The organism is Noviherbaspirillum sp. (genome assembly GCF_036563305.1).
GTDB lineage: Bacteria > Pseudomonadota > Gammaproteobacteria > Burkholderiales > Burkholderiaceae_D > Noviherbaspirillum.
In genome coordinates this window covers 79,173-103,460 of the sequence record NZ_DATCMQ010000004.1, presented here as the reverse complement: position 1 = coordinate 103,460, position 24,288 = coordinate 79,173, and the positions used below count along the sequence as shown (strand labels likewise).

Here is a 24,288-nt window from a genome sequence, read left to right as displayed (position 1 = left end):
AGCACAAATGCCGCCGTCCTGCAACCTGTACGGTCACGGCCTATAATCGCTTTCCCGACTACAAAAAAACAGATACGGAGACACATGAACACCCTGCACCACGCCCATTGGCCCACGGGCATGCCGCACGCCATTTCCACGCCCGACACCAGCGTCTACACCAATCTCCAGGTATCCGCGCTGCGCTACCCGTCCCGCCCGGCGATCATCTTCTATGACACCGTGCTGTCCTATGCAGAAGTGCATGCTGATGTCCTGGCGCTTGCCGGTTACCTGCAGAAGGTCTGCGGCGTGCAGCGCGGCGACCGCGTGCTGCTCGACATGCAGAACAGTCCGCAGTTCATCATTGCCTACTACGCAATCATGCGGGCCGACGCGATGGTGGTGCCGGTCAACCCGATGCTGATGACCGACGAGCTGCAGCACTATGTGGAGGACAGCGGCGCCAAGGTCGTGATCGGTTCGCAGGAGATCTTCGCGCGCGTCGCGCCGCTGGTCGGCAAGGGCAGCCTGCGTCATGGCGTGGTCGCCGCCTACGCCGACTACGTGCGCACGCAGACCGATCTGAACCTGCCTGATTTCGTGCGCGCGCCGTATGCGTTCCCGGCGACCGACGGCATCATCTCCTGGACCCAGGCGCTGGCCGAGCAGCAGGCGCCGGGACCGCATCTCGCCGGGCCCGACGATCTGGCCTGCATGCCGTACACCTCCGGCACCACCGGCAAGCCCAAGGGCTGCGTCCATACCCACCGTTCGGTGATGTTCAACGCGGTCGCCAGCCCGACCTGGTCCGGCCCGATGGCGCCCGACCATGTGACGCTGGCGGTGCTGCCGTTCTTCCACGTGACCGGCATGCAATCGGTGATGAACGCGATGATCTATACCGGCGGCGCGATCGTCGTGCTGCCGCGCTGGGATCGCGACGCCGCCGGCCAGCTGATCACCCGCTACAAGGTGACCACCTGGACGCTGATTCCGACCATGATGATCGACTTCCTGTCGAACCCGCGCCTGTCCGAGTACGACATCTCCGGCCTCAAGCGCATCTCCGGCGGCGGCGCCGCCATGCCTGCCGCAATTGCGCAGAAGATGCTTGACCTCACCGGCCAGCAGTACATGGAAGGCTACGGCCTGTCCGAGACCATGGCGGCATCCCACGTGAACCCGCCCAACCGCATGAAGCAGCAATGCCTTGGCGTGCCCTACCTGAACGTCGACTCCCGCATCGTCGATCCGGTCACGCTGAAGGAGCTGCCGCAGGGCGAAGTCGGCGAGATCTGGATCAACGGGCCGCAGGTGTTCCAGGGCTACTGGAACGACCCGAAGAAGACCGAGGAGTCGTTCGCCGAGCTCGACGGCAAGCGCTTCTTCCGCTCCGGCGACCTCGGCTACATGGACGAGGAAGGTTTCTTCTTCTTCACCGACCGCCTCAAGCGCATGATCAACGCCAGCGGTTTCAAGGTCTGGCCGGCGGAGGTGGAGTCGATGCTGTACCAGCATCCCGCGGTGCAGGAGTGCTGCATCATCGCTGCGCGCGATCCTTATCGGGGCGAGACGGTGAAGGCGGTGGTGGTCAAGCGGGCGGGCGCGGATGCGGTCGCCGAGGACATCATCAAATGGGCGCAGGAGAAAATGGCGGCCTACAAGGTGCCGAAGATGGTGGAGTTTGTAGAAGTGTTGCCGAAGTCGGCAACGGGGAAGGTGATGTGGAGGGCGTTGCAGGAGAAGGAGATGGCGAAGGGGTAACCTGGCTGTTCGAGCAGTGCTTTCGGTACTGCTTCTCTTCGATGCCTTTGTGCCTGCCTTGCGTAAGAAAGTCGTCTGCCGTCGAGACGACTTTTTTTATTGCCAGAGCTGTTCCTCTTTCGCTCGAGGGAAACTGCCACTGCAACTGCATCTTTGAACCCCGGCAACCTGGCATTGCTGGATCGTTTGCGTACTTGAACCATTGCCGACGGCTATGAGGAAGCGCACTATTCACGCAACGCGCAGTAGGGATGGTGGTTGAAGTTGGCCTTGGAAGTGCCGCTTTGCGAAACAAACTTGTGCGGGCCGGAGACAAACTACTCTCGCTTCCCGCTGCCGGTTCGCCCTGCAAGCGACATGATCAAGTCCACCCTGGTCACCATCCGGGCGCCAAAGAGAAAAGCGTAAAATGCCCCTTGTGCCCCGCAAGCCCCCCACCATGACCATCCTCCTCTCCACTCTCAACGCCCGCTACACCCACGCCTCCCTTGGCCTGCGCTACCTCTACGCCAACATGGCCGAGCTGCAGCCGCAAACGCAGCTGATGGAGTTCGTGATCGGCGCGAAGACCGCCGACGTGGTCGAGCGCCTGCTGGAGAAGCAGCCGCGCATCGTCGGCTTCGGCGTGTATATCTGGAACGTCGAGGAAACCACCCGCGTGGTCGCGATGCTCAAGCGCGTGGCGCCCCAGGTCAGGATCGTGCTCGGCGGACCGGAGGTGTCGTACGAGCCCGGGGAGCAGCCCATCGTGCAGCTGGCGGATTTCCTCGTCACCGGCTGGGGCGACGTTACCTTCCCCGCGCTGTGCAGACAGATTCTCCACGGGCCGCAGCCGCTGATGAAGATCCATGCGGGGGTGCAGCCGCGGCTCGAAGAGATCCGGCTGCCGTATGCCAGCTACAGCGACGAGGACATTGCGCACCGGACCTTGTATGTCGAAGCGTCGCGCGGCTGTCCGTTCAAGTGCGAGTTTTGCCTGTCGTCGCTGGACAAGACGGCGTGGCCGTTCGATCTCGACCAGTTCCTGGCCGCGCTGGAGGGCCTGCACGCGCGCGGCGCGCGGCTGTTCAAGTTCGTCGACCGCACCTTCAATCTCAACATCCGCGCCAGCCTGCGCATCATGCAGTTCTTCCTCGACAAGCTGGAGGCGCATCCGGACGATCCGGTGTTCGCGCATTTCGAGGTGGTGCCCGACCATCTGCCGGAGGCGCTGAAGGAGGCCATCAGCAGGTTTCCGCCGGGGACGCTGCAGTTCGAGATCGGCATCCAGAGCTTCAACCCGGCGGTGCAGGCGACGATCAGCCGCAAGCAGGACAACGAGAAGTCCGCCGACAATATCCGCTGGCTGCGCATGCACTCGCACGCCCACCTGCACGTGGACCTGATTGCCGGGCTGCCGGGGGAGGACCTGGAGAGCTTCGCCCGCGGCTTCGACCGCCTCGTCGCCCTCGCGCCGCACGAGATCCAGTTCGGCATCCTCAAGCGCCTGCGGGGCACCCCGATCATCCGGCATACCGAGGCCTACGGCATGGTCTTCGACCCGGCGCCGCCGTACACCGTGCTGGCAACCGACCGGATCGACTTCAATACCATGCAGCGCCTGCAGCGTTTCGCCCGCTACTGGGACCTGGTGGCGAATTCGGGGCGCTTTGCCCATACGCTGCCGGTGCTGCTTGCGGACGCCCCATTCGCCAATTTCCTCGCGTTGTCGGACTGGCTGTACCGCAACACCGACGCCACGCACCGCATCGCACTGGACCGGCTGGCGGCGCTCGTGGGGGAATGGCTGTGCGAAAGGGGACTAAATGCGGCGCAAGCGCGGGCGCTGGTCGAGAGCGACTATGCCGGGCAGGCGCACCGGCTGCACCGGAAGCCCAAGCCTGCGCCTGCCGAAGCGGCGCCGCGGCGCCAAGCGCGCCATCTTGCCGCTTGAGCGGCAAGTGCGACAGATTCCGCTGGCGCGGGTCCGCGCATCATTCCGCGGTCAGCCCGGCTGGACGACTCGCGTCTTGCGCCAGCTTTCCAGCAGCTGCCGCACGGCTGGCGCGAGCGCGGCTTCCGGCACGCTGCGACTCTTCTGGTAGATCATCAGCGCGTAGACGGTGGCGAGCGTGTTGACTTCCGGCGAGAGCGCATGCTCTTCCCCTGTCGACGGCCGCAGCGCGCGCCAGTGGTTGATCGCCTGTTCGAGTTCAGAGAGGGAAATGTCCATCGGCGTATTTTACGGCAGCCGGGCCGGCGGGCTTGTCGTCAGGCGCCCCGCCGGCCTTGCAGGAATTTCTCCAGCCGCCGTGCGCCTTCGTCCAGCCGCTCGATGGAGCTGGCGAAGCACCAGCGCACATAGCCTTCGCCTTCCGGGCCGAAGGCGCTCCCCGGCGCCAGGCCGAGCCCGGCTTCGCTGACCATCCGCTTGCACAGGGCCAGGGTGTCCTGCACGCCGTCGACGCGGAAGAACAGGTACATGGCGCCCTTCGGGCGGGGTGTGGCGACACCGGGCAGCGCGTTCAGCCGGGTGTACAGGAAGTCGCGTGCGGCCTGGTAGCGCTGTATGGTGTGGGCGACGATATCCTCGCCACGCTCGACGGCGGCAATACCCGCCCGCTGCACGAAGCCGGGCGCACAGGAAGTGTTGTACTCGACCAGCTTGCCGAAGTCGCCCATCAGCGCTTCCGGCGCCACCACCCATCCGAGGCGCCACCCGGTCATCAGCCAGGACTTGGAGAAGCTGTTGGCGCTGACCAGCCGGTCCTCCGGCGCCGCGATATCGAGGAAGGACGGGGCGCAGCCACGCGTCCCGGGCGGCGTGTCGTAGACCAGGCGTTCGTACACGTCGTCGGAGAGGATCCAGATGCCGTGTTTTCGGCAGTGCGCAAGAATCTGCTCCTGCTGGTCGGCGCCGATCACCCAGCCGGTCGGATTGTTGGGCGAATTCAGCAGCACCGCGCGGGTGCCCGGCGTGAGGGTATCCAGCAGCTGCTGCACGTCGAGCTCCCAGGTCTGGCCGAAGCGCAGCGGAACCTGCACTACCTCGGCCCCGAGGATCTTCGGGATTTCCACCAGGTTCGGCCATAGCGGCGTCACCGCCACCACCCGGTCGCCCGGGCTGACGATCAGTTGCGCCAGCAGCATCAGCGCCGATACGCCCGAGGAGGTGACGGCCACCCGCTCCGCCGACAGCGGACGGTGCAGTGTCGAAAGGTAGGCGGCAATTGCAGCGCGCAGCGGCGCAATTCCCAGGTTGTGGGTATAGAAGGTGTCGCCGGCGTCGAGCGCGTCCTTGGCGGTGTCGCGGATGAAGCGCGGGGTTTCCTGGTCGGGTTCGCCGAACCAGAACGGCAGGACATCGGACAGGCCGATGCCGGCGTTCGCCACTTCGCGGATGCGCGAGGCGCCGAGGCTTTGCACGACCGGGCGGGCCTGCGGAAGATTCAGAAGCATAGGACGATGCGGTTGGCGAGATCGACGACGAAGGCGGGACGCAGGTAGCCGACGAACGCAAGCGCCAGCACCGCCGCCAGCAGGGCGTAGAGCAGCGCGCGTTTCATCAGTCCCATGGCAATTCCTCAGGCAAGTGCCGGCTGGCGACGCTCGATGGCCTTTTCGTTGATTGGCAGATTGACCAGCGCCGCGAACACGCCGAGCGCGATGGTGATGATCCAGACGGTATTGTAGTTGCCGTCGCGGGTGAACATGTAGCCGCCCAGCCAGACCCCGAGGAAGCTGCCGACCTGGTGGGAAAAGAAGACGAAGCCGGACAGCATCGACAGGTACTTGACCCCGAAGATGCCCGCGATCACGCCGTTGGTCAGCGGCACCGTGGACAGCCAGAGCAGGCCCATCGCACAGGCGAACACATACACGGACCAGGAAGTCAGCGGCGCCAGCAGGAACAGTGCAATCACGATCGCGCGGGTGAAGTAGATGCTCGACAGCAGGTAGCGCTTGGGCAGGAAGCCGCCGAGCTTGCCGGCGTAGTAGGAACCGAAGATGTTGAACAGGCCGATCAGCGCCAGCGCCATCACCGCGACCGAGGGATCCGTCATTCCCTTGTCCTTCAGATAGGCCGGCATGTGCACGCCGATGAACACCAGCTGGAAGCCGCAAACGAAGTAGCCGGCCACCAGCAACAGGAAGGGACGGTAGGCGAAGGCTTCCCGCGTGGCCTCCCAGATGCTCTGCTGCGGACCGCTGGTTTTCTCCGCCGGCATCTCGCGCAGGCCGAATGCCATCGGCAGCATCAGCAGGGCGACCAGGGCAGCCAGTACATAGAAGGCGCCCTGCCAGCCCGCCGCCGAGATCAGCTGCTGTTCGATCGGCATCATGACGAACTGGCCGAACGAGCTTGCCGCCGACGAGATGCCGAAGGCCCAGGAGCGCCGCGATTCCGGCGCGGTGCGGCCGACGATCCCGCTGATGGCGCCGAAGGCGGTGCAGGCCAGCGCCGCGCCGATCAGCAGGCCGGTGCCGAGCACGAAGGCGGTGGGGTTTGATACGGCCGCCATCCAGACCAGCCCGGCAACGTAGAGCAGGGCGCCGACGATCACGACGCGCGCAGTGCCGAAACGGTCGGCGGCCATGCCGGCGAACGGGCCGAAGACGCCCCACATCAGGTTCTGCAGCGCGAGGGCGAGGGAATAGGTTTCCCGGGTCCAGCCGTGCGCCTGCGAGATCGGCTGCAGCCAGAAGCCGAAGCCGTGGCGGACGCCCATGGCCATCGTCAGCACGACGCCGCCGGCAATGAGTACGGTCTTCAGTTGCGGCGGGCGGGTAGCGGTCAGCATGGCGATTTTCGGGAGTGGCGTACAGGCCGACGAGTGTAGCGCAAAGCAAAAATGCATGTGGACTGCCGGTTTCACCGGGCCAGACCGGATGCGCCTGCCGCAAATGCGGGCGGCGCACCGGGCCTACCCCGGCGCGCCGTCCTCGATCGCCCGGCCGACTGCCCGCCGGCTATTGTTTCCGGGCCAGGAAGCCGCCGATGGCCGTCACGCCGCCGCCGGACAGGGTGAATGTCCCTGCCGCCTCCGCCGGGCCCGTTCCGGCGCCGCCGCCCGCCACCGGGCCGAACAGCCTTCCGCCGATGCCGCCGCTCAGGCTGCCCGCCGTCAGCGTGCCGGTCATGTAGTTGGCGACATTGCTGCCGTTCGCGCCGAAGCCGGCAACGGTGCTGAAGTTAACCGGGACCGCGGCGCCCGCCGCATCATAGGTCACCGCATTCTGCACGGCGATCGTCGCCTGCCGGGTGGCAAAATCCACGGTGACGGTCGCCGCGCCGCGGAACGGCGTGGGGTCGACGGTCGCATTCGGCGCATACCAGCCATAGGCAATGCCGGTATAGGACGCGGTGCCGGTGGACGGCACCGCCGCCGGCTCGGTGACCTGGCCGTAAGCCACCATGCCGCGCCGGTTCTTGTTGTGTTCGTTGCCGAGGGCGGCCCATTCCTCGATCAGGACGGTGTCCTGCGTCACCCATGCGCCGAGGTTCGCATACTGCAGCCCCCAGTTGTCCATGCCGCGATAGCCCTTCGAGCCGGGGAAGGGTACGCCCGGGCCGGTGCCGCCGGTGATATAGGTGGGTGTGCCGCTGCTGGTGGCGGGGCCGTTGCCCGCGTGGACGTCGCCATCGCCGTGCACCCGTATTGCACTGACGATGTCGGGCGTGGTGCCGCCGGTACGCCAGTCTCCGGGCGAGGGCTGCAGGCCCGTGGTCTCGGTGGTCGCGCAGGTGCCCGGCGGCGTTCCCGCCGGGCAGCGCGACGGATTGGTACGAGGGAAGTAGCGGTTATTCGCGTAGTTGGCCTGCGTACCGTTGACGCGGCGCGACGCATAGTCGAAGAAGGCGAGGTCGGTTTCCGGGGGCAGCGTCGCCGATTGCAGTGCGCCGGTCGAGGTCAGGGTGGTGCGTCCCGCGGTCGGGTTGAATGTCTCGATGATCAGCGGCCGGTCGTTGTCGCCGTCCCAGGACAGGCCGAGGTTGCTGAGCAACAGGGCGACCTGGGTAACCGCCGATGTCGCATTCTTTGCAACCCGTATCTCGGCCAAACCGCCAGAGGCAGGCGCAAAGCCGAAGGCAGCGGTGGCATCGGCGATCGGGCTGGCGAGGTCGCTGGTAGAACGCCCGTATGCCTGGACGCCGGAACTCGTGAGTGCAATGCCGTTCTCCTGCCGGATCAGGCTGCTGCCGCTGCACTGGAAGCCGGCGCCGTCCGGACAGGACATTACCATCGAGGCGGTGGAGGCGACGGCCGATGGCAGCGGGGCCGCGCTGGCTGGCGGCGGCGTCGATCCGCCGGGCGTCGATCCGCCGGGTGCGTTGCCGCCGCCAGCCTGACCGTCGTCGCCGCCCCCGCCTCCGCCGCCGCACGCGGAAAGTATCCCGGCTGCCATCAGGGCCATCCAGATCGGGCGGGTACGGGTTGGTGACGCAGGGCGCGGGCGGAGCAGAGACGCGCAAGACTTGTTCATGGCTTACCTTTCGCTGAAGAGGGGATGGTGCTGGCCGGCTTGCGTCAATGTGGCGAGAAGGGGGCGGGACTGCCGCAGCGGGTTGCCGGCGGCGCCGACCGGAAGTGGTAGCCGGCACGGCCCTCCCGGTCGATCGATATTCCTCCGTTTTTCTTGATGCACATTTGATAACAGATAAGCCTGGCAGCCTTGCTGTTGCGCGAGCACGACGACAAAGACGGCGGGTAAGCCCGGGTAATGCCGTGCGGCTAGGCTGAGCGCCAGGCGCTGAGGCCGCGCTTGAGCGAGCGCGCCGCATGCAGCAGGTGGAAGGCCGCGCGGGTCGCGGCGGGAAGTTCGTGCAGGCGCCCGCCCATCTCCAGCAGCGACGCGGCGCGATGGCGTGCCGCGTCGCGCGCCACTGCGCAGGCCATGCGGCCGTTGGCCAGCATGTGCAGGCGCGAGCGGTAGATCACCACCCGTGCCAGTTCGCGCCGGCGTGCGCCGAGCGCGAACTTGTACTCATACTCGTTCCACATGAAGTTGTATTCGCTGCAGCCGCGCTCGATGCAGGCACGGATCATCAGGAAGCAGCAGAGGATGCCGAGCGACCACGGGTTGTACTGCGGGTCGTGTCCGATGATCTTGAAGAAAAACCGGTCCCCGACCCGATAGCCGAGCGCGCCGCAGCAGATCTTTCCGTCGATGCGGCCGACACCCGCCAGTCCGCATTCCTGCAGCAGCGCGAGAATACGTTCCTCCTCGTCATCGATCGAATATGCCTGCTGCTTGCCGTTGATGCGCGCGCGGTTCAGGGCGATCACTGCCCGCGCATCCGCCGTGCCGAGCGCATTGCGTTCATGCACGTCGAAGCGGAACGACGGAAAGCGCTGCAGCAGCTTGTCCATGTACCGTCGCAGGTTGCGGCGCGTGTTCTTGCCGAGGCCGGCGATGTACGCGTCGACAGTGGACGGCAGAGCCAGCGGCATCTCGGCCGTACAGACCGCTTGCTGCAATGGAAAGGACAAGGACAGCGGCGCGCTCTCGATAGCATGGAATTCGATCGCCGCGATGCCGGGGGCCGTGGCGAACACGAAGCGCGCGAACGCCTCGGCAGCCGCCGTATCCACCCGCATGCCTTCGTTGACCACGCGCAGCCGCGGGCCCTCCTCCCGCAGCAGGAAGATCGCGCGCGCGCCGCCTTCATGCGTTGCCACGTAGGCCTGCGTGACCGTATCTAGGCCGCCGTAGACGCGCAGGTGTGCCGGCGACGAGTGGATATTGCCGTACAGCCGGCACAGCTCTTCGCCGATCGCATCGGGAAGACCGTGCCGGCGGCAGTCGATCAGGCGCTGGTCGATTGCCCGTCCGTTGCCCGTCGGGGACGCAGGGAAGAAGTCAGTTCCGTTCACGCATGCCCGCCTAGTGTCTATTCACTTCACTGTGAACTTCGTCAGGAATTGCGATGTCACTGTATCCGTCATGACCCGTCGTGTCATACGCAGACCGCAGCATTTTTGCGATGGCATAAACCGGTTGCCCAAGGAGCACCCGGAGGAAGGGCAATGTGTCTCGACAACGCTCGGGGAGAAGCGAATGCAGTGCCAGGAAGTGACCATCTCCCTCTATGAAGGCGCGGTGCCGGGGTTTGCGTCGGTGGAAATGGACAGGCTCTACCAGAATCCGTTTTCCTCGCTGCTGCATCACGCGCAGCACGGCAGCATTGATGCCATGACGAGCACCTATGTGGCGCGCATGAACGGCCGCGTCACCACGGCGCTGATGTTTCGCCGCGAAAAGGGCGTCGTGCGCGTCCTGAACGAGCAACTGCAGATCGATGCCGGCGAGATGGAGCGCTTCGCCCGCCACGTCTACGCCGCGTACCCGGACGTCAACATCATCGAGTTTCACGCGGTGGCCGTTCACGGCGGCCGGCTCTCGCTGCCGTACCAGCGCTTCCACTGCACCGAGGACATCGTGCTGGAACTGCCGTCCGATGCCGGCGCCTACCGCGCCCGCCTTGGCAAGTCCACCCGCAGCTACATCAGCCGCTACATGAACAAGCTGCGGCGCGAGTTTCCCGACATGGTCCACGAGGTCCGTGAAGGCGGGCAGGCCGCCGAAGCGGATCTGCGTGCCATCATCGCCATGAATGCGGCCCGGATGGAGGGGAAGCAGCATGAAAGCTACATCGACGAAGCGGAGACCGGCCGCATCATCGAGATGGTGAGGCGGCACGGTCTGGTCAGCACGGTGCGGCTCCGCGGCCGTCTCTGCGCCGGGGCAATCAATGTGCGCGTCGGCGGCAACTACTTTCTGAAGGTGATCGCGCATGATCCGGCCTATGACGAATACCGGCTTGGCACCCTGTGCTGCTTCCTGACCATCTGCGCCTGCATCGAACGCGGCGGGCGGGAATACCACTTCCTATGGGGACGCTACGAGTACAAGTACCGGCTGGCGGGCGTGCAGCGCGACCTCGACCACATCGCGGTGTACCGTTCTCGACGGCAGGCGCTGCGCAACGGCCGCCTCGTCCTGCGCAATGCATTGACCGGCTGCAGCCTGGAGGCGCGCAGCTGGCTGACGACGATGCTGCGCGAACACGCGTCCCTGGTGTCGGCGTGGCGACGGACCAAGCACGTGCTGGGGAAGCCGAGGCAAGCCGGGGGCGCGTGCCGCGTCCGGCCGCAGCCGAATGACCTGCGCTAGCGCGAGGCTTGCGGGGCGCGCAGGAGGCGCCCGAACTCCTCCGCGGGCAGCGCATGCGAGAACAGGAAACCCTGGCCGAAATCACAGCCGGCGTCGAGCAGGGACGCGCGTTGGGCGTCGGTTTCGATTCCTTCCGCAATGACCTGCATGCCGAGTTCATGCGCCATGGCGATGATGGAACGGACAATGGCCCGGTCGCCGCTGTCGACCGCGACCTCGCGCACGAAGGAACGGTCTATCTTCAGGTAGTCGATGTCGAACTTGCGGAGATACGCCATTGATGAATAGCCGGTGCCGAAATCGTCGATGGCGACCTGGATGCCGGCGTCGCGAAACTGCAGCAGCCGGTCGGCCACCATGTTGGACGCATTCAGCAGCAGGCCTTCGGTGATCTCGACCGAAATGCTGTTCCCCGGCAGGCCGAGTTCGTTCAGATGGCGCCCCCAGTCGCTGTCCCGGCCGCGCGCCAGGAATTGCACCGGCGACTTGTTCACGCTGACCTGGAACGGCATGTCGAGGCGGGCACTCCATTCCCTGGAACGCACCGCGGCTTCGCGGAACACCCACTCGCCGATTTCGTTGATCAGTCCGGATTCCTCGGCATACGGGATGAAGTGCTGCGGTTCGACGCTGCCGAGACGGGGGTGGAACCAGCGCAGCAAGGCCTCCGCCTTGACGATCCGGCCGCTGGCCAGCTCGACCACCGGCTGGTACCAGACCTGCAGCTGCCCGGCAGCAAGCGCACCGCGCAGATCGGCGATCAGGCGCAGCCGCATCTGGGCCAGCTTCTGCATGGCCGGGGTGAAGTAGCTGAAGCGGGAGCGACCGCTGTTCTTCGCCGCATACATCGCCTGGTCGGCATTGCGGATCAGGTCCTCGGGCGTGGACGCGTCGCTCGGGAACAATGTGATGCCGACGCTGGCGGACAGGTATACGACCTCGTCGCCGAGACGGAACGGCTCGCCCAGGATGGCGATGATCTTCTGCGCGATCCATTCCACGTGCGCGAGGTCGTCGAGCTCGGCGAGGATCGCCGTGAACTCGTCGCCGCCGAGGCGCGCCAGCGTATCCGACGAACGGACGCAGTGGCGTATGCGGTTGGCCGCCTCGATCAGCAACTGGTCTCCCACGTCGTGCCCCAACAGGTCGTTGGCTTCCTTGAAGCGGTCGAGGTCGATGAACAGCAGCGCCATCGGCAGGCCGTTGCGCCGCGCCTTCAGCACCTCGTGCTCGAGACGGTCGCGGAACAGGCGCCGGTTGGGCAGGCCGGTCAGCCCGTCGAAGTTCGCATGGCGCCAGATGACTTCCTCGGACTTCCGCTTTTCGGAGATGTCGGTGATCGTGCCCGTCATCCGCAGTGGCGCGCCGTGGCTGTCACGCGCGACGACGATGGCGCGCGCCATCACCCATTTCCAGTCGCCGTTCCGGCACATCACCCGGTGCTCCTGGCGGTAGGCCTTGGCGCGCCCGTCGAGGCAGCGCGCCAGCGCTTCCGCCACCTCCTGCCGGTCATCCGGATGCATGCGGGCCTGCCAGGCGCAGTGCGAATCAAAACCTTCGCCGGGGCGGTAGCCGAGCATCTCCTGCAGGCGGTCCGAATACACCACCTTGTCCTGCGGTATGTCCCAGTCCCAGACGAGGTCGCCCGAGCCTTCGATGGCCAGTTTCAGGCGTTCGTTGCTGACCTGGAGCTCTTCCTGCGCGAGCACGACGTCGGTAATGTCAATCGAGAAGCCGACGTGTCCCGCATAGCGGCCTCCGGCCGAGAACCAGGGAGAGGCATGGGTCTCCAGCCAGAGCCAGCTGCCGTGCGCGGTCCGCACGCGCACCCGCAGCTTGATGGGCGACCGGCTGCGTTGTGCGTCCGCCATCCGCTCGATATAGGCCGCGCGCTCGTCCGGGTGCAGCTCCGCCGCCCAGTTCTTGTCCAGATATTCCGCGGTGCGGCCGGTCATCTCCATGTAGCGCTGGTTCAGGTACGTCACCCTGCCGCGCGGATCGATATGCCAGATCAGTGCCGGCGATGCCTCCGCCAGTGCCCGGAAGCGGGCTTCGCTTTCGGCCAGTGCCTGTTCGGCGAGCTTGTGCGGCGTCAGGTCCACGGTGACCGCCAGCACCGTCCGGTCCGCGCCCTGCCCAAGCAGGGTCAGGCTGCTGCGCGCCCAGACCACCGTGCCCCCGGCGTCGAGATACCGCTTGTCCAGCGACACCGGCCCGCGGGCTTCGCGCAGGCGGGAAAAGGCCTCCAGGGTGGCCGGCACGTCGTCCGGATGGGTCACGTCCTGCACCGTGCGCTGCAGCATGTCTTCGCTGCCGCGGCCGAGCATGCGGCACAGCGCATCGTTGACCCCGAGGAAGCGGCCCGTTCCGGAGATTTCGGAAAGGCCGACCGGCGCGCGGGCAAAGAGCGCGGCCAGCCTTGCCCGGCTCTCCTGCAACTGGCGGCCGAGCGTCATGCGGGCAGTGGTGTCGGTCGCCACGACGAAAGCCCCTGCCGGCTTTCCGTCGTCAGCCGGCACCGGCGCGTAGTCGAGGCTGAGCGAGACCGGCGGTTCCCCGGGCTGCGCCGGGCACGCGAGTTCCAGGTCGTGGAAGCGGGCTTCTCTCCCCGCCAGCACCGCGTCCAGCGCCTCTGCATGCCGGCGCGACAATGCGTCGGCGCTTTCGGTCACATGGCTGCCCAGTACGCCTGCGCGGGTTTCGCCGGCCAGCGCGCGCCAGCGTTCGTTGTAGATCAACGCGCCGCGCCGGCCCCACAGCAGCAAGGCGGGGGCCGGCAGACCCAGCAGGATGTCGACGGCCAAGCGCAGGCATGACGGCCACTGTCCTGTCTCCCCCAGTCCGCTGGCGCGCCAGTCATGCGCGCGTATACGCTCCTGCATCGCGCCCCCGCCCGCCGGCCACTCCCGGACTTCGTTCTGGTTCATGCGCGCCCCTGTGGCCCTGATCTGTGAAACAAGAACCCGCACACAGGGAAAAGTTCGGTCCGGGGCAATACAAGATTTCGATGGATGCCGGGAGGCGACAAGGCACGGCGGCGTGCTATCGTTCGAGAAAATTCAAGGGAGACCGCTCATGCCGCTCGTCGCAAACATCCTCATCGCCGTCGTCCTGCTGATCCACGTGTACATCGTGCTGCTGGAGACGGTACTGTTCCGCGGCCGGGGCCGCCGCGTTTTCGGGCTCAGCGCGGAGCAGGCGGAGATCCTCGCGCCGGCCATGTCGAACCAGGGCTGCTACAACGGCTTCCTGGCCGCCGCGCTGGCGGTCGGCCTGCTGCATCCGGACGCCGCGATTGCGCAGGCGTTCCAGGTCTTCGGCCTGCTGTGCGTCGCGGTGGCGGGCGTCTGGGGCGCGGTCACCGTACAGCGCCGCATCCTGTTCGTGCAGACGCTGCCGGCGCTTGCCGCGCTGGCAGCGGTATCGACCGCCTAGACAGCGAGGAAGCGACGCACCAGCGCGATCTGCGCCGGCACGTTCAGCGCCGGCGCATGGCCGCAGCCGGGGATCACCGCAAGTTCGGCGCGCGGGCCGCGACGGGTCATCTCCTCAGCGGTGTCCTGCAACAGCAGGTCGGAGTCGGCGCCGCGCATCACCAGCGTCGGCATGTCCAGCGTGTCGTAGGCATCCCACAGGTCATAGTCGCGCGGATGCACGAAGAACTGCCGCACCATCGCCGGGTCGTAATGCGGCGTGATCCTGCCGTCCGGCAGGCGGCGCGCCGAGGTCTCCGCCATGCTGCGCCACTGCGCGTCGCTCTGCCAGCCGTAGGGCTGGTAGACGGTGCGCAGGAAGGTCTCGAACTCGCCCATGCTGCCGAAAGCCGGCGGGTTGCCGGCATAGGCCTTGATCCGCTCCACCGCCGGGGCGGCCAGCGCCGGGCCGATGTCGTTGAGCAGCAGGTGGCTGATGCGGCCCCGCAGGGTGGTCGCCGCCGCCACCATTCCCGTCGCGCCGCCCATCGAGGTGCCCACCCAGCGGAGTTTTTCCAGCCCGAGCTGGTCGGCCAGTTCGCGTGCCAGCCCGGCATAGAATGCCAGGCAGTATTCCTTGTCGGGATCCGGGCTCCATTGGGAGTAGCCGCGGCCCACGGTGTCGGGGCAGATGATCCGGTAACTGTCGGCGAGTTCAGCGGCAAGCGGGTCGAAGTCGCGCCCGGTACGGGCCAGGCCGTGCCACATGATGACCGGCGGCGCATCCGGGCTGCCCCATTCGACGAAATGGATCTCGCGGCCGCTGCAGCGCAGGTAATGGGAGGACGGCGTCATTTCGCGTTCCAGGTGCGCAGCTTGCCTACCACGCCGCTCGGGAAGAAGTAAACCGACAGGATGAACAGGATGCCGAGCCAGAGCAGCCAGCGGTCCGGCGACAGCAGGGCCGGCAGCAGCGGGATGCCCTGGGTGGCGTCGGCCGCCAGCCGCATCAGGTCCTGCAGGTAGTTCTGCGCGAGCAGGAACATGGCCGCGCCGCACACCGCGCCGTACATCGTTCCCATGCCGCCGATCACCACGATCAGCAGGATGTCGACCATGATCTCGAAGGAGAGCGAGGTATCCGGGCCGTTGTAGCGCAGCCAGACCGCCAGCATGCAGCCGGCCAGCGTCGCGAACACCGCCGCCAGCACGTTCGACAGCGTGCGGAAGACCACGATCCGGTAGCCGATTGCCTCTGCCCGGAAATCGTTCTCGCGGATTGCCTGCAGCACCCTTCCGAACGGCGAATTGACGATGCGCAGCATGGCCAGGAACAGCAGCACGCAGGCGGCGAACAGCAGGTAGTAGGTGATGAACCGGCCATCCAGCCAGGCTCCGAGAAACTGGTCCTCCTTCAGCAGGAAGGACGGCGACAGCACTTCCGGCAGCTTGAAGTTGAGACCGTCCTCGCCGCCGGTGAACTGCGAGAGCTGAGAGGCCAGCGTCTGGAAGGCCGACGCCACCGCCAGCGTGATCATCGCGTAGAAGATCGCCCGCACCCGCAGCGAGAACAGGCCGATCACCAGCGACAGCACCAGCGACAGCGCCACCGCGCACAGCGCGCCGATCGCCAGGCTGCCGAAACCGGGGCCGAGGCGGGTGCAGGCAATGGCAATGCCATAGGCGCCGATGCCGAAGAACATCGTATGCGCGAACGAGACGATTCCCGTGTACCCGAGCAGGAGGTCGTAGCTGGCGACCAGCACGATGAAGATCAGGATCTTGGCCGACACGTTCAGCGCCTTCGCGCCCGGAAACAGGAAGGGCGCAAACGCCAGGCACAGGAAGATGGCGACCAGCACCACCGCCAGCAGGCGGTTGCGGGGCAGGTCGTGGGAGAGCAGTCGGTTCAGCATGCGATCACCTGTTGGTTACCTGGTAGACCCCCTGCGGCCGCCACAGCAGGATGGCGACCATCAGCAGGATGTTGGAGAACAGCGCGACCTTGGGCGCAAGGAAGCCGGTATAGTTGGCAAGCAGGCCCACCAGCAGTGCGCCGAGGAAGCAGCCGCCGGTGGAGCCGAGGCCGCCGATGATGATCACGATGAAGATCAGCACGTTCACGTGCGCGCCCATCTGCGGAATCACGCTCTGCTGGTACAGGCCCCACATCACGCCGCCGAGCCCGGCCAGCGCCGACCCGGCGATGAATACGCCGACGAACAGCCGCTTGATCCGGTAGCCCAGGCTTTCCACCATCTCCCGGTCCTGCACGCCGGCACGGATCAGCAGGCCGAGCTTGGTGCGGTTCAGGATCAGCAGCATCGAGATGAACACCGCGAGGCCGACCACGACCGCCAGCAGGCGGTATTTCTCGATTGCCGAGTCGCCGATGAGGATCGCGCCGCGCAGGGTCGCCGGCAGGTTCAGGGCAATCTGCTGCGGTCCCCAGAACACCTTGATCAGCTCCTCGCCCACCACCATGCCGCCCATCGTGATTAGAATCTGCTTCAGGTGCTGGCCGTACACCCGACGCACGATCACCTGCTCGAACAACAAACCGATCGCGCCGGCCGCGGCCATCGCCGCCAGCATCGCGATGCCGATGGCCGCCAGGTTGAGCGCCAGGTTGTCGGCGCCGGTCAGGTCCGGCATCCGTCCCAGCACGCTGACCGCGATGAAGGCGCCGAGCGCTATGAATACGCCATGGCCGAAATTGAGCACGTCCATCAGGCCGAAGATCAGCGTCAGTCCGGAGGCGATGATGAAGATGATCATGCCCATTGCCAGTCCCGCGGCGGTGAGCGTGACCCAGGTGGAGCCGGATCCGATGAGCGGGAGCGCAGCGAGCGCCAGTGCCGGCACCAGCGCCAGCGGCAGCCAGTCGATCTGGCGCCGCGCCAGCACCGCAGGGGCGGCAGCTGCCTGCGTCACGGGGATGGGGGGTGTCTGTTCCATGCTTGCTCCTCGAATCTCAGTGGTGCGCGGCCAGCGACAGGCCGAGCAGGCGCGTCTGCAGCCCCTCGTCCTCCGCCAGTTCCTGCATGCTGCCGCGATGGACGATACGGCCGTCGTCCATCACCGCCACGGTGTCGCCCAGCTGGCGTGCAAAGTTGAAGTTCTGCTCGACCAGCAGGATCGTGGTGTCGGTCTGCTTCAGCTCACGGAAGGCCGAGATCATGTTGGCGATGATGGCCGGCGCCAGACCCTTGCTGGGCTCGTCGATCAGCAGCAGCTTGCGCGGCTCGACGATCGCGCGCGACACCGCCAGCATCTGCTTCTGCCCGCCCGACAGCTTGCCGGCGGGGTGCAGCCAGAACTTCTTCATCGCCGGGAACAGGTTGAAGATCCAGTCCAGCCGCTGCTGGTCCACCTGTTCGATGCGCCCGGCGCTACGTGCGGCCAGCAGCATGTTCTCCTTCACGCTCAGGTCACCGAAGATCCCCATGTTCTCGGGGACGTAGGCAATGCCGGCGCGGGCGATGTCGGGCGTGCTGCGCCTGGTAATGTCCTGTCCGTCGAAATGGATGCTGCCCTGCGATGCCTGCCACAACCCCATGATGGTGCGCAGCGCGGTGGTCTTGCCGGCGCCGTTCCTCCCGAGCAGCATGGTCAGCTGCCCGCGCGGGACTTCCAGGTCGACACCGTGCAGGATGTGATAGGCGCCGATGTGCGTGTGCACGCCTTCGAGCTTCAGTATCGGGCGATCCGCGACCGGACCGGCCGGCGGGATGGTCGTATGGTTGACTGGCGGGGTCATGCTGCACTCTCCTCGACCGGGGCAAGCCCGAGATAAGCCTGTTGCACCACGGGCGAGGCGATGACCTCGGCGGGATCGCCGTCGGCCATCAACGTGCCGTTGTGCAGGACGATGATGCGGTCCGCCAGTTCGCGCACCACGTCCATCTTGTGCTCGACCAGCAGGATGGTCTTGTCGGTTTGCGTCTTGAGCTTGCGCACCAGGTCCAGGATCACCGGGACCTCGTCCACGCTCATGCCGGCGGTCGGCTCGTCGAACATGAAGATGTCCGGGTCGAGCGCCATCAGCAGGCCGACTTCCAGCTTGCGCTGGTCGCCGTGCGGCAGGTTGGCCGCATGCACGTCGCGCCGGTGCGTCAGCGCCACGTCCTCCAGCACCTGGTCGGCGCGCTCCACCAGCGCCTTGTGCCTGTTCCAGACGTTCCACAGGTCGAGGCCCAGGCCTGCGCGCGACTGCAGCGCGAGGCGCACGTTTTCCATCACGGTCAGGTTGGGGAACAGGCTGGTGAGCTGGAAGGCGCGCCCAAGTCCGGCGTGCGTGCGCGCGGATGCCGAATGACCGGAAATGTCGGTGCCGTTCAGCAGCACTTGGCCCGCGCTTGCCTTGAGCTGTCCGGAGATCAGGTTGAAGTAGGTCGTCTTGCCGGCGCCGTTCGGGCCGACGATGGCGGTCAGCGTACCGCTCTGGAATGCGCAGGAGACCGCGTTCACCGCGACATGGCCGCCGAAGCGGATGGTCAGGTCGCGGGTTTCGAGCGAGGTGCGGGCGCCGGGTCGTTGCTGGAGCATGGCGGTCCTCCGCCGTCCGGACGCAAGAGCGGCCGCACCGGCGCGTGGACGATGCGGCGGCCGCATCCGGCGGCAGCTATCGATGGAAAACGCCCCGCCGGGAGAGGGCGGGGCAGGCTGGGATTAACGCTTGTTGGTGACAGGGACTTTCATCTCTTCCGGCTTGATCTCGCGGATCAGTTCCGGAATGCCCCATTCCACCTTCGGGTCGACCTTGATCTTGAAGTGATACATCGACTGCATCGCCTGGTGGTCTTCCTTGCGGAAGGTCATCGTGCCCTTCGGCGTCTCGAAGCTCATGCCTTCCATGGTCGAGATCAGCTTTTCGGAATTGGTGTCGCCATTGGTCTTGCGCAGGGCCTCGACCAGCGCCATGCCGGCCGACATGCCGCCCGCGGTGAAGAAATCGGGCGGGCCGTTATGGCGTTTCTGGTGCTCGGCGACCAGCCAGTCGTTGGCCGGGTTCTTGGGGATGCCGTAGTAGTAGTACGCCGCGCCTTCCATGCCCGGGAAGCTCTTGTACGAGGCCATCGCCGGCAGGATGTTGCCGCCGCTGGCGACTTCGACGTTGTAGCGCTTCGGGTCGAGGTCGGCCAGCTTGCCGATCGGCGACGGACCGGCCCAGATCACGAAGATCACCTTGCGGCCCGACTGGCCCTTGAGCGCGTCGAACATGCGCTGGGCGCCGGCGGTGAAGTCCGTGGTATTGCCGGGAAGGTATTCCTCATGCACCAGCTTGGCCGTCTTCAGCGCATCCTTGAAGGCCTTGACACCGTCACGTCCGAAGGCCGTGTCCTGCGCCATCGTCGCGATCGACACGCCGGCCTTGTCGAGCGCCACCGCATTCGAGATCGCATCCTGGGAAGAGTTGCGGCCGGTACGGAAGATGTAGCGGTTCCACTTCTCGCCGGTGATCGCATCCGCAACCGCCGGCTCGACCAGCAGGATCTTCTTGTATTCCTCCGCCACCGGCAGCATTGCCAGCGCCACGCCGGAGCTGGTCGGGCCGACGGCGATGTCCACCCGGTCGTCGGCGTAGGCCGATGCCAGCTGCGATTTGCCCACGTCGGGCTTGCCCTGGCTGTCCTTCTCGATCACGACCAGCTTGTTGCCGTTGATCGCCATCGTGCCCTTGGTTGCGTACTCCAGCCCCATCATCAGGCCGATATGCGTCTGTTTTGCATAGGCCTCGAGCGCGCCGGTCTTGTCGTAGACGTGGGCGATCTTGATGTCTTTTGCTTGGAGCGAGGTGGTGCAGCAAAGAGCGGCGAACGCCGCCAGCAGGTGGTGTCTCATGTTGTCTCTTCCTCTTGTGGGTTTTTCTATGCCTGGCGCCCGCCGGGCGGCGGACGCAGGATCAGGCTCCGGGCAGCTTACTCCAAAGCCAGTTGCCGGCGGAAGTAGTAGAAATACGAGGGTGACGAGCAGCGCTTCAGCGCATGCCGGACAGGGCGGCGGTGGCGCCGCGGGTCAGCCAGACGACGTCGGAATGGAGCGAGATGAAGTTGATGCCCATCTCCCGGTACCGCTTGGCCACCTCCACATCGGGGGCGTAGACGCCGACCGCCTTGCCGTGCTGCTGGCAGACCGCAGTGATGTAGGCGATCGCGGTCTGCACGTCGGCGTGGGAGGCATTGCCGAGGTGACCCATGTTGGCGGCGAAGTCGGAGGTGCCGAAGAAGATGCAGTCGACCCCTTCGGTCGCGGCGATGGCCGCGATGTTGGAGAAGCCCTTCGGCGACTCCACCTGCACGATCACGCTCGCCTGCGCATTCGCCGTCGAGATGTAGCTCTTGTCCAGCCCGTAGGTGCCGGCGCGCACCACGCTGGAAATGCCGCGGATGCCGTTATTGTTGTCTTGCGGATAACGGGTCGAGGCGACGGCGAGCTGCGCATCCTTCTCGGTCTCGACCGCCGGGAACATGATCGTTTGTGCGCCGCAGTCCATCATGCGCTTCACCAGCGCCGCATTGTTGCGGCTGACCCGCACCACCGCCTGTGCATGGGCGCCATGGGCGCGCGCTGCATCGATCGCCTGCATCTGCGCGAACACGTCCTGGATGTCGTTGGGCCCGTGCTCGGCATCGATCAGCAGCCAGTCGAATCCGCAGTGCGCCAGGGCTTCCGCCACCGGCGCGCTGGCAAGCGACAGCCAGCAGCCGAGGCTGGATTCCCGGCGCAGCAGACGCTGCTTGAGTTGGTTGATCGGCGCCGGCATGCATCATCTCCTCATTCGTGTTTAACCAGGATTGTAGTCAAAATGTGTTGCAAAATGGAATCTCTTTCTTCTTTTCGGGACGGCCGCCGGCCCTATTGAGATGTCCGAAAACGGCTGGACGACAGGTGCCCCCGGGCGTATAAAACCGGCATGAACACTGCACGCCCTTCATCTCCGGCGCCTGCCGCCGACCTCGACCGCGCCAGCTGCTACCGCGCGCTTGCGGCCAGGGACACGCGCTTCGACGGCGTATTCTTCACCGGGGTGAAGACCACCGGCGTGTACTGCCGCCCGGTCTGCGCGGTGCGCACGCCGCGCGAGTCGTCGTGCGAATTCTTCGGCAGCGCGGCCGCCGCGGAAGCTGCCGGCTTTCGGCCCTGCCTGCGCTGCCGCCCCGAGCTGGCGCCCTATGCACTGCAGCAGAACCTCGCGCATGCGGTCTGGCAGCGCATCGCGGGTGGTGCACTCAATGACGGCAGCATCGAGCAGCTCTCCGAGGAAGTCGGGTTGTCCTCGCGCCAGCTGCGCCGGGTGCTCACGCAGCATTTCGGGGTGACGCCGGTCGAGCTGGCGCAGACCCACCGTCTGCTGTTCGCCAAGAAGCTGCTGCAGGAGACGCAGCTGCCGATGGCCGACGTCGCGTACGCCGCGGGATTCGGCAGCGTGCGCCGCTTCAATGCGCTGTTCGCCGGCCGCTACGGCATCGCGCCCGGCAACGTGCGGCGCAGTGCGCCGCGACAGGGCGCAAGCGCCGAAGGCAGCCTGACCCTGCGGCTGGCCTACCGCCCACCCTATGACTGGCATCGCATCCTGCGCTACCTCGCCGGAAGGGCGGCAGCGGGTGTCGAAGCGATCGATGAAGAGCATGGAAGCTATGCGCGCAGCGTCAGGTTCGGTGCGGCGGCCGGGTGGCTTCGTGTGACGCAGCTGGCAGAACGCAGCCAGCTGGAGGCCGAGGTATCGGCGTCGCTATCGGCGGTGCTGATGCCGTTGCTGGCGAAGCTGCGCAGCCAGTTCGACCTTGACGCCAACCCGGCCGTCATCGAGGCGCATCTCGCCGCCGATCCGTTGCTTGCCTCGCGCATCGCGGCCGCACCCGGTCTGCGCGTGCCGGGCGCGTTCGACCCTTTTGAGCTTGCGGTGCGCGCGGTCCTTGGCCAGCAGGTGAGCGTGGCCGGCGCGACGACCCTTTGCGGCCGCCTGGTTGCCCGCTTCGGTAGCCCTGCGGACACACCGCTTGCAGGCATCAGCCGTCATTTTCCGACGCCTTCGACGCTGTCGGCGGCGAGCGAGCAGGACATTGCGGCCATCGGGCTGCCCGGCGCGCGCGCCGCTGCGGTGCAGGCACTTGCCCGGTACGCCCAGGAAGGGGGACTTGAGCCGCGGCCCGGCATGCCGTTGGAGTGTGCGGTGGCCGAGCTGAAGTCGGTCAAGGGGATCGGCGACTGGACGGCGCATTACATCGCGATGCGCGCGATGCGCTTTCCCGATGCCTTTCCGGCCGGTGACCTCGGCCTGCAGAAGGAGGCCGCCGAGGGCGGCCAGCGGCTCACGCAAAGGCAGCTTGCGGAACGTGTTTCCGCCTGGTCGCCATGGCGCGCTTACGGCGCGCTCGCACTATGGATGGGATAAACAATGATCAACTATCTTGAACACCCCGGCCCGCTCGGCATGCTGCTGGTGGCAGCGTCGCCGGAAGGCATCTGCGGCGTCTACTTCGAACAGCACAAGTATTTCGGCGGCACCGCCGGATGGAAGCAGGACAGCGGCAGCACGCTGCTGCGTCAGGCGGCACGTCAGCTCGACGAATATTTCGAGGGACGGCGCCACAACTTCGACCTGCCGCTCGACCTGCGCGGGACTGCGTTCCAGCGGGCAGTGTGGCATGCCTTGCTTGACCTGCCATTCGGCGGGACCAGCAGCTATCGGCAGGTCGCCGCGCGCGCCGGCAATCCCGCCGCGGTACGCGCCGCAGGCACGGCAATCGGCAGGAACCCGGTATCGATCATCGTGCCCTGCCATCGCGTCCTGGGCAGCAGCGGCGGGATATCGGGATACGCGGGAGGGTTGGAGCGCAAGCGGTACCTGCTTGCACATGAAGCGACGAAGACGCCGGCGGGCGACCGTCCGTGAAAAATGGCAGTGAAGCCGTTGGAATCCGTGCGTGATGGAAGCGAAGCCGTCGGCAGATAATGACGCGTCGCCGTCTCTTGTCTCTGCTGGCAATCCTGCCTCGCTCTGCATGTCCCTCCCTGTCATTTCTGCCCTTGCTTCCGTCGAGCGCAGCGATTCCCCCAAAAGCAATCGCCGGCAGCGGAATGCCACTGCCGGCGACTTAATGCGCTACAACAATGGTAGCGGGAGTGGATTACTTGCCGGGGCTGCCGCTGCCGGTACCGGCGCCAACGCCCACGCCCTGGCTGCCACCGGTATTGCCACCGGCCGGGGTGCCGCCGCTGGTCGGGTCAACGCTGTTGCCCATGCCGCCGGTCGTGCCGCCGCTGCTCATCCCGGAGGAAGACGCACCGGAGGAAGACGAGCCCGAAGCGCCGCTGCTCGGCATCGAGGAGCTGCTCGAGCTGCTCGGGCTCACGCTCGGCGAAGACATGGTCGAGCCCGAGCTCGAAGTGCCGTAGCCGCCCGAGGCGCCGGAACTGGAGCTGCGGCTGCCCATGCCTGAAGTGCCGCATGCGGTCAGTACCAGGGCGCAAACAACGGGAATAGTCCATTTGATCATTATGAGTTCTCCTTTAAAGTCTGTCGGTGAATCCTGCATGGTGCTCATGCGCGGACTGCAGGCATGCGACTGTGTAGAATCTAACAACATGCGAAAGTTCCGGCGGCTTCCGACGGGCCCGGTGTTGAGTGACCTGCATCAGCCCCGTAACTTTTCGTAAGAGACGTGGCGATGCAAATGGGCGTCCAGCCGTAGGGCGTTTCGCAGGGCTGCATTACTTCGAAACTTCGCTGCCGAGGACACCGCCGACTGCAGCGCCGCCCACGGTGCCAAGCGTGCTGCCGCCGGAAATGGCATGACCGGCTGCGCCGCCGAGCGCCGCGCCGCCGACGGTGCCGACGGTATGGCGGCTGGCGCAGCCGGAAACGGTGGAGACGAGAGTAACCGCACTGAAGATTGCCGCAACGAGACGAGTATTCATTTGATCCTCCGGGAAGTGGTTGCCAGATGAGCGCAATGATTGAATGGCA

Annotated in this window: 22 protein-coding genes; 7 read left to right on the top strand and 15 right to left on the bottom strand. The window is 66.1% G+C overall.

What is annotated here, in order from left to right; genetic code table 11:
- Positions 1–84: 84 nt before the first annotated feature.
- Complete coding sequence (locus VIM12_RS01420) at positions 85–1,746, top strand: long-chain fatty acid--CoA ligase (protein ID WP_331939820.1); 1,662 nt, start codon at positions 85–87, stop codon at positions 1,744–1,746.
- A gap of 439 nt (positions 1,747–2,185) precedes the next feature.
- Positions 2,186–3,679: a B12-binding domain-containing radical SAM protein gene (locus tag VIM12_RS01415; RefSeq protein WP_331939819.1), complete on the top strand. Its 1,494-nt coding sequence runs from the start codon at positions 2,186–2,188 to the stop codon at positions 3,677–3,679.
- Between the two features lie 51 nt (positions 3,680–3,730).
- Here the strand turns inward: VIM12_RS01415 and VIM12_RS01410 are convergent, their stop codons facing one another.
- The 6 genes from VIM12_RS01410 to VIM12_RS01385 form a co-directional block, all read right to left on the bottom strand.
- Complete coding sequence (locus tag VIM12_RS01410) at positions 3,731–3,958, bottom strand: DUF3717 domain-containing protein (RefSeq protein WP_331939818.1); 228 nt, start codon at positions 3,956–3,958, stop codon at positions 3,731–3,733.
- Between the two features lie 38 nt (positions 3,959–3,996).
- Complete coding sequence (locus VIM12_RS01405) at positions 3,997–5,184, bottom strand: pyridoxal phosphate-dependent aminotransferase (protein ID WP_331939817.1); 1,188 nt, start codon at positions 5,182–5,184, stop codon at positions 3,997–3,999.
- Positions 5,175–5,300, bottom strand: a complete 126-nt coding sequence (locus VIM12_RS01400; RefSeq protein WP_331939816.1) for a hypothetical protein — start codon at positions 5,298–5,300, stop codon at positions 5,175–5,177. The genes VIM12_RS01405 and VIM12_RS01400 overlap by 10 nt, the downstream gene beginning before the upstream one ends.
- Positions 5,301–5,309: 9 nt before the next feature.
- Positions 5,310–6,527, bottom strand: a complete 1,218-nt coding sequence (locus VIM12_RS01395) for an MFS transporter (RefSeq protein ID WP_331939815.1) — start codon at positions 6,525–6,527, stop codon at positions 5,310–5,312.
- Positions 6,528–6,696: 169 nt separating this feature from the next.
- Entirely contained in the window at positions 6,697–8,133 is a 1,437-nt protein-coding gene (locus tag VIM12_RS01390) for a hypothetical protein (protein WP_331939814.1), read from the bottom strand.
- Between the two features lie 326 nt (positions 8,134–8,459).
- Positions 8,460–9,602: a GNAT family N-acetyltransferase gene (locus VIM12_RS01385; protein WP_331939813.1), complete on the bottom strand. Its 1,143-nt coding sequence runs from the start codon at positions 9,600–9,602 to the stop codon at positions 8,460–8,462.
- A 184-nt stretch (positions 9,603–9,786) separates the two neighbouring features.
- Between VIM12_RS01385 and VIM12_RS01380 the strand changes: the two genes are divergently transcribed.
- Entirely contained in the window at positions 9,787–10,902 is a 1,116-nt protein-coding gene (locus VIM12_RS01380) for a GNAT family N-acetyltransferase (RefSeq protein ID WP_331939812.1), read from the top strand.
- On the opposite strand, the gene VIM12_RS01375 is transcribed toward VIM12_RS01380, so the two are convergent.
- Positions 10,899–13,829, bottom strand: coding sequence for an EAL domain-containing protein (locus tag VIM12_RS01375; protein ID WP_331939811.1), 2,931 nt, complete (start codon positions 13,827–13,829; stop codon positions 10,899–10,901). The two genes, VIM12_RS01380 and VIM12_RS01375, sit on opposite strands and share 4 nt — an antisense overlap.
- Before the next feature lie 148 nt (positions 13,830–13,977).
- Here VIM12_RS01375 and VIM12_RS01370 point away from each other — a divergent pair, with 148 nt between their 5' ends.
- A complete protein-coding gene (locus tag VIM12_RS01370) occupies positions 13,978–14,337 on the top strand; it encodes a DUF1304 domain-containing protein (RefSeq protein ID WP_331939810.1) in 360 nt (119 codons plus the stop codon).
- Here the strand turns inward: VIM12_RS01370 and VIM12_RS01365 are convergent.
- The 7 genes from VIM12_RS01365 to VIM12_RS01335 all read right to left on the bottom strand — a co-directional run bounded on the left by VIM12_RS01365 (position 14,334) and on the right by VIM12_RS01335 (position 21,081).
- Complete coding sequence (locus VIM12_RS01365; protein WP_414691739.1) at positions 14,334–15,182, bottom strand: alpha/beta fold hydrolase; 849 nt, start codon at positions 15,180–15,182, stop codon at positions 14,334–14,336. The genes VIM12_RS01370 and VIM12_RS01365 overlap by 4 nt on opposite strands.
- Positions 15,167–16,231 carry a branched-chain amino acid ABC transporter permease gene (locus VIM12_RS01360; protein ID WP_331939808.1) on the bottom strand — a complete coding sequence of 355 codons (1,065 nt, stop codon included), beginning with the start codon at positions 16,229–16,231 and terminating at the stop codon, positions 15,167–15,169. Before VIM12_RS01360 ends, VIM12_RS01365 begins: the two co-directional genes overlap by 16 nt.
- Before the next feature lie 4 nt (positions 16,232–16,235).
- Positions 16,236–17,273, bottom strand: coding sequence for a branched-chain amino acid ABC transporter permease (locus VIM12_RS01355; RefSeq protein WP_331939807.1), 1,038 nt, complete (start codon positions 17,271–17,273; stop codon positions 16,236–16,238).
- Positions 17,274–17,289: 16 nt separating this feature from the next.
- Entirely contained in the window at positions 17,290–18,075 is a 786-nt protein-coding gene (locus VIM12_RS01350) for an ABC transporter ATP-binding protein (protein ID WP_331939806.1), read from the bottom strand.
- A complete protein-coding gene (locus tag VIM12_RS01345) occupies positions 18,072–18,863 on the bottom strand; it encodes an ABC transporter ATP-binding protein (protein WP_331939805.1) in 792 nt (263 codons plus the stop codon). The genes VIM12_RS01350 and VIM12_RS01345 overlap by 4 nt, the downstream gene beginning before the upstream one ends.
- A gap of 123 nt (positions 18,864–18,986) precedes the next feature.
- Positions 18,987–20,159: a substrate-binding domain-containing protein gene (locus VIM12_RS01340; RefSeq protein ID WP_331939804.1), complete on the bottom strand. Its 1,173-nt coding sequence runs from the start codon at positions 20,157–20,159 to the stop codon at positions 18,987–18,989.
- 136 nt (positions 20,160–20,295) lie between these two features.
- Positions 20,296–21,081 carry an HpcH/HpaI aldolase family protein gene (locus VIM12_RS01335; RefSeq protein WP_331939803.1) on the bottom strand — a complete coding sequence of 262 codons (786 nt, stop codon included), beginning with the start codon at positions 21,079–21,081 and terminating at the stop codon, positions 20,296–20,298.
- Positions 21,082–21,231: 150 nt separating this feature from the next.
- On the opposite strand from VIM12_RS01335, the gene VIM12_RS01330 reads away from it, so the two are divergent.
- From VIM12_RS01330 to VIM12_RS01320, 3 genes are all read left to right on the top strand, one after another.
- Positions 21,232–22,713: an AlkA N-terminal domain-containing protein gene (locus tag VIM12_RS01330; RefSeq protein WP_331939802.1), complete on the top strand. Its 1,482-nt coding sequence runs from the start codon at positions 21,232–21,234 to the stop codon at positions 22,711–22,713.
- A 3-nt stretch (positions 22,714–22,716) separates the two neighbouring features.
- On the top strand, positions 22,717–23,214 hold the full coding sequence (locus tag VIM12_RS01325; protein ID WP_331939801.1) for a methylated-DNA--[protein]-cysteine S-methyltransferase: 498 nt from the start codon (positions 22,717–22,719) through the stop codon (positions 23,212–23,214).
- A 230-nt stretch (positions 23,215–23,444) separates the two neighbouring features.
- On the top strand, positions 23,445–23,717 hold the full coding sequence (locus VIM12_RS01320) for a hypothetical protein (RefSeq protein ID WP_331939800.1): 273 nt from the start codon (positions 23,445–23,447) through the stop codon (positions 23,715–23,717).
- A gap of 315 nt (positions 23,718–24,032) precedes the next feature.
- Here VIM12_RS01320 and VIM12_RS01315 read toward each other — a convergent pair whose 3' ends face one another.
- Complete coding sequence (locus VIM12_RS01315; RefSeq protein WP_331939799.1) at positions 24,033–24,239, bottom strand: glycine zipper 2TM domain-containing protein; 207 nt, start codon at positions 24,237–24,239, stop codon at positions 24,033–24,035.
- Positions 24,240–24,288 lie beyond the last annotated feature (49 nt).